Origin of the sequence: Streptomyces sp. NPDC051563, assembly GCF_044454225.1 — a bacterium.
In the GTDB taxonomy this organism is placed as follows: domain Bacteria; phylum Actinomycetota; class Actinomycetes; order Streptomycetales; family Streptomycetaceae; genus Streptomyces.
The window spans coordinates 191,602-206,328 of the sequence record NZ_JBITDL010000012.1 but is presented as its reverse complement, the minus strand read 5'-3'; the positions used below and the strand labels follow the sequence as shown (position 1 = coordinate 206,328).

Sequence of the window (14,727 nt, the reverse complement as noted above, 5' to 3'; positions counted from 1 at the left end):
CGCGGGCGGTGCCTAGGCGCGGCAGTAGCGGACCTCGCCGAAGTTCTTGACGTAGCGGGCGGAGACCCAGCGGTCGTCCCGGTCCATGGCGGCCGCGGGCTTCGCCGACTTGGGGGTCATGGCGCCCATGCGGTCCTCGTCCAGGGACTCGCGCGCGTCGCGCTCCTCCAGCAGGTACCAGATGTTGTTGCCGTCGACCCGCTCGCCGCGGGTCTTGCATTCGATGGAGAGCTTCTCGTGCGGGTGCACCCGGCCCACCTTCTGGGAGTGGGTGGTCGGGCGGCTGCGGACGGTCAGCGGGCCCCGGGAGGTGACGACGCCGCGGGCGTGCCTGCCCTTGCCGTACTCGTCGTCCCGGCCGAAGCCGGTCTCGTTCTCGTCGTCCCCGTCGACCGGGGTCGTCAGGACCTGGCCGCGGGGCGCCGGGTGGTCGGCCGCGACGGCCGTACCCGCCCCGACCAGGCCGAGCACCAGGCTTCCGGCGGTGAGAGCGAGGATGGTCCTGGTGGGCTTCAGCATGAGCCGGCTCCTCAGAGAAGACGTCCGCCCGTGCCGCGGAACGCGGGACGGGACGGCAACCACGCGGTTGCCAGGGACGACTATGGCGACGGAGGGCCGGGAGGTCCCGCTGACGCACCGTGACGTAGCCCGATATGCCCCATATGCGGGCGGCCCGGGGGTGGGGCCCGGCCACGCCCGAGCCCCGGCCACGCCCGAGCCCCGGCCACGCCCGAGCCCCGGTCCCGCCCCTCCGGATGCGGGCGCTGCGCGGCGCCGCCAGAGTGGAGGGCATGGGTATCGATGATTACGGCGGCGGTCCGGGCGCACAGCAGACCGGTGTCATGGTGGTGACGACGAACGACGTCCCCGGCTACCGGGTCGAGCGGGTCATCGGCGAGGTCTTCGGCCTCACCGTCCGCTCCCGACACCTGGGCAGTCAGATCGGCGCCGGGCTCAAATCCATGATCGGCGGCGAACTGAAGGGCCTCACCAAGACCCTGGTGGAGACCCGCAACCAGGCCATGGAACGCCTCATCGAGCAGGCGAAGGTGCGCGGGGGGAACGCCGTGCTGATGATGCGCTTCGACGTGACCGAAGCGGCCGACATCGGCACCGAGGTGTGCGCGTACGGGACGGCGGTCGTCCTGGTGCCGGCGAGCACCTAGGCCCGGGCCCTCCAGGCCCTTCAGGGCGTCCGGGAGAGTTCCGCGGGCCCGCTCTAGGTGATCACCAGGGCGGGGCTCTACGCTCCCGTGATGATCTGCCGAGAATTCATACGCGTGCTCGATCCCGCCGGAGCCCACGGAGTCGCCGGGGTCCGCGGAGCCGCTCGGGCCGCGACGTGACCGGGCCGCTGGACCCGCGCACCGCGGGACGCCGTTACGTGACCGCCTGCGTCCTCTACTGGTTCCCCGTGGGCCTCGCCGTGAGCCCGCTGATCCTGCTGTTCACCGAGCGCGGCATGTCCCTCACCGCCGTCGCCGGGTTCTTCGTCGCGCACTCCGTCACGGCCGCCGCACTGGAACTGCCCACCGGCGGACTCTCCGACGTGCTGGGCCGCCGCGCCGTGCTCGCCGCGGCGGGCCTGCTGAACCTGACGGCCTTCACCCTCCAGGGCCTGGGCACCGCACCCTGGGTGCTCGCCCTCGGCATGGCCCTCATGGGCGCGGGGAGGGCCCTGTCCAGCGGACCCGCCGAGGCCTGGTACGTCGACACGGTCCAGGCCCACTCCGGCCCCGACGCCGAACTGCGCACCGGACTGGCCCGCGGCGGATCCGCGGTCTCCGCCGCGCTGGCCGCGGGCACCCTGCTCGGGGGCGCGCTGCCCTGGCTCACGGCCCGGGGCGACGCGGTCGCCGCCTGGCTGGGCCGGACGACCTCCGGACTGGTGCTCCCGCTCTCCCTGCCGCCCCTGCTGGGTGCGCTCGTGGAGACGGCCTTCGTGCTGTACGTCCTCACCGCGCTCCCGGAGCCGCCCCGCCCGCCCAGCACCCTGCGTTCCGTGCTCCACGGCATCCCGGCCACCATCGCCGGGGGAGTGCGGCTGGGCGGCCGCGACCCGCTGATCCGCCGGGTGCTCCTCAGCGCGGCCGCCGCGGGCGGCGCGCTCGCCGCCCTCGAACTGCTGACACCGGGTCGGGCCGCGTCGTTCACCGGGGCGCCGGAATCGGGGGCCATGCTCTTCGCCGTCCTCGCCTGCGCCGGTTTCCTCTGCTCCGGACTCGGGAACCACCTCGCGCCCCTCACCGCCCGGCTCGCGGGCAGCGGCGAGCGCGCGGTCCTGCTGGGCCTGGGCGCCGGCGCGGGCGGGCTGCTCCTGCTCGGCGCCACCGCCGTGGCGGCGGGCCCGGTGGCGCCGGCGTTCGCGATCCTCGGCTACGGCCTGGTCTACCTCGGCCTCGGCGCGGCGGGACCGAGCCAGAACGAGCTCCTGCACCGCCGGGTGCCGAGCGCGGGACGGGCCACGGCACTGTCCGTGCAGTCCCTCGCCCTGCAACTGACCGGCGCGCTCGGCGGCCTGCTCGTCGGCGTGCTGCCGCGGGGCCCGCTGCCCTGGCTGGCGGGGGGAGCGATGCTGCTGGCGGGCGCCCTGCTGTGGATCCGGCGCGCCGCGCCCGCAGCCTCGTACCCGACTCGCCGCGAGACGGAGGGAGTCGAGCCGGTCTAGGCCGTCTCCTTGAGGTCTCGCCGCGCCTCCCGCCGGGGCCCCCGTCAGACCCGGGCTCGGGCAGGGACCTCGCGTACGAGCAGCAGGGCCACGGCGCCCAGCAGGGTGCCGGTGACGCGGCGTTGCGCGGTGGCCCAGCCCGGGCGTCGGCCCAGGAAGGCGGCGACGGTGCCGGCGGCGATCACGATCAGGGCGTTGACGGTGAGGCTCACCGCGATCTGCACCGACCCGAGGGTCAGGCCCTGCACGGCCGGATGCCCGCGATGCGGGTCGATGAACTGCGGGATCAGGGTGAGGTACATGATCGCGGCCTTGGGGTTGAGCAGGTTCGTCACCAGCCCCATCCGGAAGAGCCGGGCCGGGCCGTCGCGGGGCACGTCGCGGACCTCGAACACGCCCCGCCCGCCGGGGCGCAGGGCCTGCCAGGCGAGGTGGGCCAGGTAGAGGACGCCGACGGCCTTGAAACCGATGAACAGCCAGGGCACGGCGACGAACACGACCGCGAGGCCGAGGTTGCCCATCAGCATGTAGACGACGAAGCCGACGCCCGTGCCGGCCAGGGAGACGAGCCCCGCCGCGCGCCCCTGGCCGATGCTGCGCGACACGAGGTAGATCATGTTCGGCCCGGGGGTCAGCACCATGACCAGCGCGGTGAGCGCCATCCCGAGGACGGCCACGGCGGAGACGGGCGAGGACAACGAGGTGAGGGACATGCCCCCCACCCTGATGTAATGCCCTTGTGCATCTCAACCCTTACGGCGAGTACGCCGTGCTCCTCGCCCGCTCCCTGGCCGACGACTGGCCCGCCGCCCGGGCCGGGATCGTCGGGCGGACCCGGGAGTTCGGCATGACGATGCCCTTCCCCGAGCGGCCCGACGACCATGCCCGCTGCCGGGCCGTCCTCGACGACTGGCTGCGGGTCGTCGACGTCCGCGACCCGGACGAGCGGGCGGCGATCCTCAACGAGCAGATGGCCTCCGCGACCGCGTACCCCCGCCTGACCGCCCACAACGGCGAGGGCTGGCACCTGCACTACCGCGATGTCGACGACGACCTGGCGCACGTCCTGCACGCCGTGTTCAGCGTCGGCACGGCCCTGCACCTGACGACCCGCGGCATGCACCGCCTCGGCCGGTGCGCGGCGCACCCCTGTACGAACGTCGTCGTCGACACCTCGCGGAACGGCACCCAGCGGTACTGCTCACCGCGCTGCGGCAGCCGGGACGCCGTCCGCCGGCACCGCGCGCGTGAGCGCACGCGCTGACGGCCCGTTCCCCGTTCCCCGTTCCCCGTTCCCCGTTCCCCGTACCCCCGTGCACTGACGCCCCCGTCCCCCCTGCGTGCGCCCATCCGACCCACCCGGCACATAAGTCCAGGACGGGGCGCGGCTTTGTCCATGGGCCTGCCGGGCCGCGGTCCGCAGGCTGTCAGGTCAGTGAGCGGACCGCAGGCCTCCACGGTGTGCGGTCCTGCGCCCAGGAAGCGCCGACTCCCGGAGGTCCGATGCGAACCCCCCTCTGGCCGGCCGCAGCCGCGGTGGCCGGCCTCGTGGCCACCTTGGTCGTGGCCGTGCCCGCCGCCCCCGCCGCGGCCGCCGGCCCCGTGACGATCGCCTCGCCCGAGCTGTCCGTCAGCGTGGACAGTGCCTTCCCCCGCGTCATCAGCTACACCCGCACCGCCACCGGGGACGTGCTGAACGGCAACGAGGACACGATCGGCGCGATCGTCGTCAACGGAACCACCTACACCCCCACCGTCACCTCCACCCCCTCCGCCTCCGGCGTGGACTACGCGCTGACCTTCTCCGGAGTGACCATCAAGTCCCGCCTGTCGGTGACCGGTTCGGTGGTGGAGTTCAAGGTCACGGCGATCGAGGACACGGCCGCCCTGCGTGTACGCAGCTTCGCCGTCCCCGACCACAACCTCGTCAGCGTCCGCAGCAGCCAGGTGGGCGCCGCGCTCTCCACCGCGAAGATGTACACCGCCACCACCGGCACCGGGGACACCTTCACTCCGATCACCGCGAGCACCCCGGTCGACGCCTCCGCCACGACCGTGATGTACGGGCTGGCCAACACCGGCAAACTGGCCGCGGCCATCGACTCCAACTCGTACTACGACGCCCCCTCGGGCGGCACCGCGAACGAGAACGGCCGGATCAGCAAGCAGGTCACCGACAAGGGCACCTACCGCCGGGCCGGCCTGTGGAGCGGATCCTGGCTCTACCGCGCCACGGGCGCGGCCGACACCGACACCGAGCCCCTGCCCTACGTCCGGGTCGCGATCACGGCCGACCGCAACGCCGATTCCACCGTGGACTGGCAGGACGCGGCGATCGCCTACCGCGACATCTGGACCGCTCCCACCGGCTGGCAGCAGACCGCCGACCGGGTCGTGCAGCGCATCCCCTTCAACTTCGCCTCCGCGGCCACCCACCCCTTCGCCGAAACCCTCGACGAGACCAAGCGAGTCAACCTGGCCACCGACGGCCTCGGCCAGTTCGTCCTGCTCAAGGGGTACGCCTCCGAGGGCCACGACTCGGCCCACATGGACTACAAGAACATCGGTTCCAAGCTCGGCGGCGCCACCGACCTGAACACCCTCACCACCGTCGGCCACACCTACAACGCCGACTTCGGCGTCCACATCAACGCCACCGAGGAGTACCCGGTCTCGGCCACCTTCGACCCGGCGCACCAGACCGGCGGCCTCGGCTGGGACTGGCTCGACCAGTCGTACTACGTGGACACGCGCAAGGACGGCCAGTCCGGCGGGCGCCTCAAGCGGCTCCAGGACCTCAAGGCGGCCGCCCCCGGCCTGGACTTCCTCTACGTGGACGTCTGGTACGGCGACGGCTACCTCTCCCGCAAGCTCGAACGCGAGATCGGCGGCCTCGGCTACCAGCTCGCCACGGAGTTCCCCAACTCCATGACCGGACAGTCCCTCTGGCACCACTGGGCCACCGACGTCAACTACGGCGGCAGCGACCTCAAGGGCATCAACTCGAACATCGCCCGCTTCATCGCCAACCACACCAAGGACGACTGGATCGCCGCCAACCCGCTGCTCGGCGGCGCGGAGATCAACGCCTACGAGGGCTGGCAGGGCAAGCGGGACTACACCGCCTTCCTCACCACCACCTTCGGGACCAACCTGCCGACCAAGTACCTCCAGGAATCCCCGATCGTGAAGTGGACCGCCAATGCGGTCACCCTCGCCAACGGCACCACCGTCACCACCTCCGGGAACACCCGCAAGATCACCACGGCCGGCCGGACCGTCCTCGACGGCTCCGCCTACCTGCTCCCGCGCGACGGCAAGCTCTACCACTGGAACGACAAGGCCGCCTCCACCACCTGGACCCTGCCGGCCGGCTGGTCCTCGCCCAAGCTCTACAAGCTCACCGACACCGGCCGCCAGCTGGTCGGCGACCTGGCCGTCAGCGGCGGGCAGGTCACCATCAGCGCCGCCGCGAAGACCGCCTACGTCGTCACCAACGGCGCGGCCCCCGCCCAGGCCGACCCGAACTGGGGCGAGGGCGCCCCCGTCAAGGACCCCTCGTTCTACTCCGGCAACCTCAACGCCTGGACCGTCACCGGCTCCGGCGCCGCCGTCACCCGCAACGCACAGGGACAGAACGAGCTCACGATGGCCGCGAGCACCGCGCCCGCCGTCTCCCAGCAGCTCACCGGACTCGCCCCCGGCACCTACTCCGCCTCCGTCTGGGTCTCCACCCCGGCCGGACGCGCCGCCACTCTCACCGTGACCCCGGCCGGAGGCACGGCCGCCTCCGTCTACGCCGACTCCTCGACGCTGACCAACAACCTCGGCGGCAGCGAGAAGAACGGCACCAAGATGCAGCGCATGAAGGTGCTCTTCGACGTCCCCGCGGGGCAGTCGGCGGCCACCCTCAAACTGTCCGCGGCCTCCGGATCCGGCACCGTCTACCTGGACGACGTACGGGTCGTCCGCTCGGCCCGCACCCCGCTGAACGGCCACTGGTTCACCGAGGACTTCGAGAACGTGGACGCGGGCTGGGGCCCCTTCGCCTTCGGCGGCGCCGGCGGCGCGGCCACCGACCCGCGCACCCACATCGCCCAGCGCAACGCCCCGTACACCCAGGCGGGCTGGAGCGGAAAGCTGGTCGACGACGTGATCGGCGGACAGAACTCGCTGAAGTCGCACGAGGAGCGGCAGGGCCTGGTCTACCGCACCCTCCCGCAGACCCTGCGGCTGACCCCCGGCCGCTCGTACAAGGTCACCTTCAGCTACGAGAACGGATTCAGCGGCGACTACCAGTTCATCACCGGCTCCGGCAGCACCGAGACGGCCACCGCGCTGAACCAGGCCCGGACGGCCACCACCTTCACCAAGACCTTCACCGCGGGCACCGACGCCTGGATCGGCGTACGGAAGGTCACCGCCGAAGGCTCCCACAACGAGGCCGACTTCATCCTCGACGACCTCGCCGTCGACGACCTGGGCTCCGGCAGCGGCGGCGAACTCCTCGTGCCGCAGTCGCAGATGAGCGTCAAGGCCGTCGACAGCCAGGAGACCGCCGGGGAGAACGGGGCCGCGGCCAACGTGCTCGACGGCGACAGCGCCACCATCTGGCACACCCAGTGGTACCAGGCCACCGCGCCGATGCCGCACGAGATCACCCTCGACCTCGGCGCCCCGTACAACGTCTCCGCCCTGCACTACCTGCCCCGGCAGACGCAGAGCAACGGGCGCATCGCCGCCTACCAGGTCCTCACGTCCACGGACGGGGTCACCTGGGGGGCGGCGGCCGCCGCCGGAACCTTCGCCAACACCACCGCGCAGCAGGACGTCGCCTTCACGGCGCGCACCGCGCGCTACGTCAAGCTGAAGGCCACGAGCGAGGTGTCGGGCAACCCGTGGACGGCGGTCGCGGAACTCAACATCGGCTACCTGCCGTGACGGGGGAGAGGAGCCACCGTGCCGACTGCTGGGACATTGCCTGCTGGGACATTCCCTGCTGGGGCACCGATTGCTGCTGGCGGAACCGGACGGGCGCCACGCCCACCCGGCGGCTGAATAGCCTGCTGAAGTAGGCGGGATCCTCGTAACCGACCCGCCGGGCGACCCCGGCGACCGGCAGGTCGGTGCGGGCCAGCAGCTCCTTCGCCCGGCTCAGGCGGATGCCGAGGAGGTACTCTTTGACCCCCTCCCCGGTACTGCCGCGCACCGCCCCGCGCAGTTCGGGCAGGCTCATCCCGAGCCGGGCGGCGTGTTCGGCCACCGAGATCGGCAGCAACGCGTCCCGGGCCAGGGTGTCCATCACGGTGTCCCCCTGCCGCGAGACCCCGGCCCGGGCGTAGCGCAGGGCGACGAGCAGCCCGTGCACGGCCGCGGCGGCCTCCACTTCCAGCAGGGGGCCGCCGAGCCGGGCCGCGCGGACGATCCCGTCGACCAGGTGCCGCACTCCGGCCGTGCCGCTGAGCGGGACCAGCGGCCGGTCGGGGGTGACGTAGCCGAGGTCGGTGTACGCCTCCACGCTGTGGCCGGCGAAGTCCACGAAGCACTCCTCCCAGCCGGTCCGCGGATCGGGGCCGTAGTGGTGCTCCACCCCCGGCACGAGCCACAGCAGCGCCGGGGCCGTCACCGGCTGCGGGGCCCGCCCGCCGTGGCTGAACCAGCCCCGGCCGGCGCACACCACCACCGCGACGTGGTGGTCGAGCACGCGCGGGCCGACCACCGGCAGCTCGCCCTGCTGCACCCCTACACCGAGGCACACCAGACCGAGCCGGCGGTGGTTGGCGGTCGGGGAGAAGTACCGCATCCAACTGCTGTACGGAGGCGTTGCCATCTGCGGATTGTGATCCACAAGGCGGGGGGCGCTCAAGGGGCCGCGGACTCCTGGGCGTTACGCGGCTTTCGCGCGACCGGGGCCGCCGGCCCGGCGGCCGGGAGGGGAGCGGGACTCGGCAGCGCGCCCGCCGGCCCGCCCGGGGCCCGCTCCGGCCGGAGCCCCGCCGCCAGTCCGGCGACCACCACGGCCAGGCCCAGCCACACCGCCGGCCCCGGGATCCCGCCGCCGGTGGCGGCTCCCGCGCCCGCCGCCGCGAGCGGGGCCACCCCGGTCAGCAGCCCGGCCCGGCCGGAGCCCACCGCGGCCACCGTGCGGTACCAGAGGAGGAAGGCCACCGCCGTCACCAGCACGGCGAGGTAGCCGGCCGCCGCCCACTGGCGCGGGCTCACGGTTCCGAGCTCCGCGGGTCCCTCGACGCACACGGTGAGCACCGCCAGCATCACCGCGCCCATCCACACCGCGTGCAGGGACACCCCCCAGGCTCCGTGACGCCTCAGCACCGGCACCGCGAGCAGGGTGAAACCCGCCTCGCAGCCCAGCGCGAGCGCGGCCCAGCCGACTCCGGCCGCGTCCGTCCGGCCCGTTCCCTCCACCAGCACCGCCCCGGCGACGACCACCGGCGCGGCCAGCAGCACCCGGCGGCTGGGCCCGCGCCCCTCCAGGAGCGGCCCGATCACCCCGAGCAGGACCGGTGCGCAGGCCACGGCGACCGCGATGACGGCCGGCTCCGCGTGCGCGACGCCCCGTACGACGGCCACGTTGAACAGCACCAGCCCGGTCGAGGCGACCCCGGCCAGCCACAGCCACTCCCGGCCGCGCGGCGCCCTGACCGGCACCCGGGCGATGCGGGCCAAGCCGAACAGGAGCAGCGCGGCCACCGCGTAGCGGACGGCCTGCACGCCGAAGAGCGGGGCGTCCACGAGGGAGCCGGAGAGGGTGACGCTGCTGCCGACGAGGACCATGCCGACGGTGCCGGGGGCGAGGTCGCGCACGGTCCGGGGCGCGGGAGGGGGAGGAGGAGGCGAGGTGCTCATACCGTCGAGCCTGGCGCCACAATGGACCCGTGGACAGGTCCAAAGAGAGCACCATCCAGGGGTCCGTAACGATACCGTCCGAAGCACCCGAACCCGAACCCGCACCCGAATCCGCACCCGCACCCGAATCCGAACCCGCACCCGCAGCAGCCGGGTCGGACTTCCTCCAGCTCGACATCGGCCGGGCCCCGGCCGGCGGCCGTACCGACTGGCTCGCCGACCGGCTGCGTGCCGCCATCGCCGACGGCACGCTCGCCGTCGGCAGCCGGCTCCCGGCCAGCCGCGTCCTCGCCGCCGAGCTCCGGGTGTCCCGGGGACTGGTCACCGAGGCGTACCAACGGCTGGCGGAGACCGGCCAGGTGGCCGGCCGCGGCCGGGCCGGGACGGTGGTGGTCGCCGCCCCGGTGACCGAGCGGCCGCCCACGGCCCGGCCCGCCCGGTCCGGAGCCCCCGATCCGTCGGGCCCCTTCGCGCCGGGGCCGCGCGGCGGCCTCGTGGACGCGCTGCGCGGCGCCCCCTGCCGGATCGACCTCTCGCCCGGGGCGCCCGACCTGACCGCGTTCCCGCGGACGGCCTGGCTCCAGGCGGAGCGCCGGGTCCTGGCCGAGCTCACCCCGGCCGACTTCGGGTACGGGAACCCGCAGGGCACGCCCGCGCTCCGCGAGGCGATCGTGGGCTGGCTGGCACTGAACCGCGGGATCCGCGCCACCCCCGACGAGGTGGTCGTGGTGGCGGGCGTCGCCCAGGCGCTCGGGCTGCTGGCCCAGGTGCTGCGCGCGGAGGGCGTACGGCGCGTCGCCGTGGAGGACCCCGGCTCGCTGGGCGCCCGGCAGCAACTGGAGCACGGGGGCATGGAGATCCTGTCCGTACCGGTCGACGCGGGCGGCATCGACACCGCCGCCCTGGCGGCCGGCCCCGCCCAGGCGGTGGTGCTGACACCGGCGCACCAGTTCCCGACCGGGGTCGTCCTCGACGGAGAACGCCGCCGCGAGCTCCTCGGCTGGGCGGCGGCCGGGGGAGTCGTCATCGAGGACGACTACGACGCCGAACACCGCTACGACCGGGCCCCCGTCCCCGCCCTGCGGGCCCTGCTCCCGGAGGCCGTCTGCTACACCGGAAGCGTCTCCAAACTCCTCGCCCCCGCCCTGCGACTGGGCTGGCTGCTGGTCCCGCCGCGCCGGCTGGACGCCGTGATCGAGGCCAAGCGCTACGCCGACCTCGGCAATCCCGTCCTGGCCCAGCTGGTGCTGGCCCGGCTGATGGCCTCGGGGGAGCTGGAGCGCCACCTGCGCTTCGTACGCCGTCGCCACCGGGCCCGCCGCGACGCGATGCTCCGCGCGATCGCCGCCCAACTGCCCGGCGCCCGGGTGCACGGGGCGGCGGCCGGGCTGCACCTGATGGTCACCTTCGAGGAAGCGGCCGGACCCGGCGCCCCGGCGGGCTTCGACGACACCGCCCTGGCGGCCGCGGCCCTGGACCTCGGGGTCAAGGCGCACCCGCTGTCCTGGCACCGGATGACCCCGGGGGCCCCGGGCCTGGTCCTCGGCTACGCGGCGGGCACGGCGGGGGAGATCGAGGAGGGCGTGGCCGTCATCGGCACGGCCCTGCGGCGGCTGGGCGAGGCGGTACCGCACAGGGGTTGAGAGGAATCCGCGCGGGCGGTGCCGGGAAAGTGCGAAAAGTTTTTCGGGAACGGCGGCAACCTCCCGGGGACTCGCGCGTCGTGCGGGGGTGAAGGGCGTGATCCCGCGCCCCGAAGCCGACCGTGGAGATCCACCGTGAAGAACCTGAAGCGCGCCCCGCTGTCCGTCCGCAGGGCGGCGGCCCTCGCCGTCGCCACCGCCGGCGCGGCCCTCGCGCTGGCCGGGCCGGCCTCCGCCGCAGCAGTGGCGCCGTCGGCCTCGCCGACCCCACCCGCGCCCGCACCGGCGACGACCGCACCGAGCACGGCGCCCAGCGTGGTCCCCACGCCCTCGGTGAGCGTGCCCCCGAGCGCAAGGCCCAGCGCGGTGCCGAGCGTGTCTCCGGCCCCCAGCCGTCCGGCGACCGCGGTCCCGAGCGCCGCTCCCAGCGCCGCCCCGTCCTCGCCCGGTGAGCCCGAGCTCGCGCATACTGGCTCCTCCGCCACCACGGCCGCACTCGGCGCCGGGGCCGCCGTGCTGATCACCGCCGGGGCCGCGACCCTGTACACCGTGCGGCGCCGCGCCAACGGCTGAGGACCCCCGTGCTCCACCTCGCATCTTCCGCGGGCCCCGTCGCGTCCGGTTTCGACCGGCCGCGGCGGGGCTTGTGGTCGTTCCTGCTGCGCCGCGAACGCTCGTCCGCCGCGCAGGCCCCGCCCGCGCCCGCGGAGCCGTACCGGCACGGGTACACGTACGGCCATCCCTCCCAGGCGGGCGGCCCGCCGCCCACCGTGACCGAGCTCTACCACGCCCACCGGCTGCCCATGGTCCGGCTGGCCGTGCTGCTGGTGGACGATCTCGGCACCGCCGAGGACGTGGTGCAGGACGCCTTCACCGCGCTCTACCGGCGCCACGGGGAACGGATCACGGAGGTGGACAACGCCCTGGGCTACCTGCGCACCGCAGTCGTCAACACGGCCCGCTCCGTGCTGCGCCGCCGCCGCACCGCCCGCGCCTGGACCCCGCAGGCACCGGCCGACGTGCCCTCCGCCGAGGCGTCCGTGGTCCTCGACGAGGCACACCGCGAGGTCCTCGCCGCGATGGGCCGGCTGACGCCGAGGCGGCGGCAGGTCCTCGTGCTCCGCTACTGGGCCGACCTCAGCGAGGCGGAGATAGCCGAGACGCTGGGCATCAGCCGGGGAGCGGTCAAATCGAACGCGAGCCGTGGGCTGGACGCGCTGGAACGGATTCTGGAGGGTCGGATATGACGCGTCGACAGGAGCCGCCCCCCGGGCCGGGCCGGCAGCCGCCGGACGGGTACGGGCCCTCCGGGCCGTACGGGGCGCACGTGCCCACCGGGGCGCCGGCCGAGCGGCCGGTGGAGCACCTGCTGCGCCGGGCCCTGGACGCCCGCGCGGCCGGGATCACCGTGCGCGAACTGAGCCCGGCCCAGCCGCCGGGGCCGGGGGTGCGCCGTCTGCCGTGGGCCTGGCCGCGCAGTCTCGCGCTGCCCCTGGCGGGGCTGGCGGCGGCTGCCGCGGCGCTGGTGGGCTACGCCGTCCTGGCGCCGGACGCTCCGGTCCGGCCGGGCCCGGTGCCCGTGCCGCCCGCGGCTCCGCCGTCGGCCTCGCCGACGGGCCCCGAGCCGACCCCGACCCCGTCACCGTTCCCGTCGGTGGCCCCGTCCGCGACCCCGTCGCGGATCCCGCCTCCGGCCGCGCCCTCGTCCTCGTCCTCGTCCAGGCCCACCGCGAGCCCGTCGCGGTCGCCGCTGCCCGGTACGGGTACGCCGCGGCCCGGTTCCTCGGTCTCGCCGGGTCCGTCGACGTCCCTGCCGCCGCCCTCGGCCTCGTCCTCGCCCCGGCCGCCCACGGCTTCGCAGGGCCGCTGAGGGGCGGGCCCGAGGCGGTAAGGCCTTCTCCGTCCGCGCGAGTTGCCCGTCCGGTGCGGCGCGCGGGCGACAACCATGCGCCGATGGCGATCACTTGGCCGCATCCTTGGGTCCTGCGAAGCATGCGAACGGGAGCGTGGGATGTGGTCAGTGGTGTCGTCGGGCGGAGTCCCGGCGGGGGAGCGGTTCGACTGGTACGCCGACATCATCTCGCGCGAGGTGATGCCGGCCGCCCTCAGCAGCGAACGGCCGGCCGACTTCCAGGGCGAGGCCGCCGTGGTGGACCTGGGGCTCCTGCGCGCGTCCAAGTTCAGCCTGTCGCCGCTGCGTTCGCGGCGCACCCCCGCGCTGATCCGGCGCGGTGATCCGGAGCAGTACCAACTGGCCCTGCTCCGCAAGGGCGTCACGTCGATGTCCCAGCACCGCAACGAGTGCACGGTCGGAGCCGGGGACCTGATGCTGTGGGACACCTCGCTCCCCTCCGACAACACGATGCACGCGGACGGCGGCCAGGTGCGGGCGACGATCCTGCTGCTTCCCCGGGACGTCCTGCCGCTGCGTCCCGAGCGGCTGGAACGGCTGCTGGCCCGCCGCATACCGGGCGACCGGGGGATCGCGGCGATCCTGGCCTCCTTCATGAGCGCCCTGGAGGACCACGCCGCCGAATGCGAGCCGGAGGAACTGGTCCGGCTCGGCGAGGTCGCCGTCGACCTCGCCACGGCCTGCCTCGCCCAGCACCTCGACGCCGAGGACCGGATCCCCTCCGAGGCCCGGGCGGAGGTCCTCCTGCGCCGGGTCCACGCCTTCATCGAGGAGCACCTCGGCGACCCGGAGCTGGGGCCGCCCGTCATCGCGGCCCGTCACAACATCTCGGTGCGCGCCCTCCACCAGCTCTTCCGGGGGCAGGGGGAGAGCGTCCAGGCCCGGATCCGCCGTCGCCGCCTGGAACGGTGCCGCACCGACCTGGCCCGGCCCGAACTCGCCGCCCACCGGGTGCAGTCCATCGCCGCCCGCTGGGGCTTCCGCGGTCCCGTGGTCTTCAGCCGGTCCTTCCGCGAGGCGTACGGGCTCACGCCCACGGAGTACCGCGCGCTCACCGCCGGGGAGCCGCACGGAGGCACGGCTTAGGCTCGCCCCATGAACGACACCGCACACGACATACGGATCCGGCCGGGCGGCCCGGCGGACGTACCGGCCGTTCTGGCCATGCTCGACGGGGCCGTGGCCTGGATGAACGCCCGCGGCAACACCGAACAGTGGGGCACGGTCCCGTACTCGCAGATCCCCGGCGGGATCGAGCGGGTCCAGGGGTACACCACCGAGAACTCCCCGTTCCTCGCGGAGGTGGACGGGGTCCCGGTGGGAGCCCTGGTCCTGGACACCGGGCCGAGCCCGAAGATGCCGATGATCGCACCGGCAGGGGAGCCCGAACTGTACGTCCGGCTCCTGGTGACCGACCGGCGGTACTCGGGCCGGGGCATCGGCTCCGCACTGCTGGCCCGGGCCGTGGAGGAGACCAGGCGGGCCGGCGTGGAGCTGCTGCGGGTCGACTGCTGGGCGGGCGGTACCGGCGAACTCGTCGCCTACTACGAACGCAACGGCTTCACCCGCACCGACCCGTTCCTGTCCGGCACCTGGCCCGGCCAGGTGCTGGCCCGGCGGGTGCCGGCCTGATCGGC

At 74.3% G+C, this 14,727-nt stretch carries 14 protein-coding genes; 9 read left to right on the top strand and 5 right to left on the bottom strand.

Going from position 1 to position 14,727, the window contains the following annotated elements; genetic code table 11:
* Window positions 1–12: 12 nt before the first annotated feature.
* Window positions 13–519, bottom strand: coding sequence for a hypothetical protein (locus ACIA8F_RS16780; RefSeq protein ID WP_399379448.1), 507 nt, complete (start codon window positions 517–519; stop codon window positions 13–15).
* A gap of 272 nt (window positions 520–791) precedes the next feature.
* Between ACIA8F_RS16780 and ACIA8F_RS16775 the strand changes: the two genes are divergently transcribed.
* Together ACIA8F_RS16775 and ACIA8F_RS16770 are read left to right on the top strand one after the other, a co-directional pair.
* Window positions 792–1,166 (top strand): YbjQ family protein, encoded by a 375-nt coding sequence (locus tag ACIA8F_RS16775; protein WP_399379447.1) that lies wholly within the window; start codon window positions 792–794, stop codon window positions 1,164–1,166.
* Between the two features lie 176 nt (window positions 1,167–1,342).
* A complete protein-coding gene (locus ACIA8F_RS16770; RefSeq protein ID WP_399379445.1) occupies window positions 1,343–2,668 on the top strand; it encodes an MFS transporter in 1,326 nt (441 codons plus the stop codon).
* A gap of 44 nt (window positions 2,669–2,712) precedes the next feature.
* On the opposite strand, the gene ACIA8F_RS16765 is transcribed toward ACIA8F_RS16770, so the two are convergent.
* Window positions 2,713–3,381, bottom strand: coding sequence for a LysE family translocator (locus ACIA8F_RS16765; protein WP_399379444.1), 669 nt, complete (start codon window positions 3,379–3,381; stop codon window positions 2,713–2,715).
* Window positions 3,382–3,407: 26 nt separating this feature from the next.
* Between ACIA8F_RS16765 and ACIA8F_RS16760 the strand changes: the two genes are divergently transcribed.
* Complete coding sequence (locus tag ACIA8F_RS16760) at window positions 3,408–3,932, top strand: CGNR zinc finger domain-containing protein (RefSeq protein WP_399379443.1); 525 nt, start codon at window positions 3,408–3,410, stop codon at window positions 3,930–3,932.
* Between the two features lie 239 nt (window positions 3,933–4,171).
* Window positions 4,172–7,609, top strand: a complete 3,438-nt coding sequence (locus ACIA8F_RS16755; RefSeq protein WP_399379442.1) for an endo-alpha-N-acetylgalactosaminidase family protein — start codon at window positions 4,172–4,174, stop codon at window positions 7,607–7,609.
* Here the strand turns inward: ACIA8F_RS16755 and ACIA8F_RS16750 are convergent.
* Both ACIA8F_RS16750 and ACIA8F_RS16745 read right to left on the bottom strand, forming a co-directional pair.
* Complete coding sequence (locus ACIA8F_RS16750) at window positions 7,587–8,498, bottom strand: helix-turn-helix domain-containing protein (RefSeq protein ID WP_399379441.1); 912 nt, start codon at window positions 8,496–8,498, stop codon at window positions 7,587–7,589. The two genes, ACIA8F_RS16755 and ACIA8F_RS16750, sit on opposite strands and share 23 nt — an antisense overlap.
* A 32-nt stretch (window positions 8,499–8,530) precedes the next feature.
* Window positions 8,531–9,535 (bottom strand): DMT family transporter, encoded by a 1,005-nt coding sequence (locus ACIA8F_RS16745; protein ID WP_399379440.1) that lies wholly within the window; start codon window positions 9,533–9,535, stop codon window positions 8,531–8,533.
* A gap of 29 nt (window positions 9,536–9,564) precedes the next feature.
* Here ACIA8F_RS16745 and ACIA8F_RS16740 point away from each other — a divergent pair, with 29 nt between their 5' ends.
* The 3 genes from ACIA8F_RS16740 (at window position 9,565) to ACIA8F_RS16730 (ending at window position 12,425) form a co-directional block, all read left to right on the top strand.
* Window positions 9,565–11,178: a PLP-dependent aminotransferase family protein gene (locus tag ACIA8F_RS16740; protein WP_399379439.1), complete on the top strand. Its 1,614-nt coding sequence runs from the start codon at window positions 9,565–9,567 to the stop codon at window positions 11,176–11,178.
* A gap of 135 nt (window positions 11,179–11,313) precedes the next feature.
* A complete protein-coding gene (locus ACIA8F_RS16735) occupies window positions 11,314–11,751 on the top strand; it encodes an LPXTG cell wall anchor domain-containing protein (protein WP_399379438.1) in 438 nt (145 codons plus the stop codon).
* A gap of 8 nt (window positions 11,752–11,759) precedes the next feature.
* Window positions 11,760–12,425: a SigE family RNA polymerase sigma factor gene (locus ACIA8F_RS16730; protein ID WP_399379437.1), complete on the top strand. Its 666-nt coding sequence runs from the start codon at window positions 11,760–11,762 to the stop codon at window positions 12,423–12,425.
* A 283-nt stretch (window positions 12,426–12,708) separates the two neighbouring features.
* On the opposite strand, the gene ACIA8F_RS16725 is transcribed toward ACIA8F_RS16730, so the two are convergent.
* Entirely contained in the window at window positions 12,709–13,029 is a 321-nt protein-coding gene (locus tag ACIA8F_RS16725; RefSeq protein WP_399379436.1) for a hypothetical protein, read from the bottom strand.
* A gap of 160 nt (window positions 13,030–13,189) precedes the next feature.
* Between ACIA8F_RS16725 and ACIA8F_RS16720 the strand changes: the two genes are divergently transcribed.
* Together ACIA8F_RS16720 and ACIA8F_RS16715 are read left to right on the top strand one after the other, a co-directional pair.
* A complete protein-coding gene (locus ACIA8F_RS16720; protein WP_399379434.1) occupies window positions 13,190–14,176 on the top strand; it encodes a helix-turn-helix domain-containing protein in 987 nt (328 codons plus the stop codon).
* Window positions 14,177–14,185: 9 nt separating this feature from the next.
* Window positions 14,186–14,722, top strand: coding sequence for a GNAT family N-acetyltransferase (locus ACIA8F_RS16715; RefSeq protein ID WP_399379433.1), 537 nt, complete (start codon window positions 14,186–14,188; stop codon window positions 14,720–14,722).
* The last annotated feature ends 5 nt before the right edge of the window (window positions 14,723–14,727 follow it).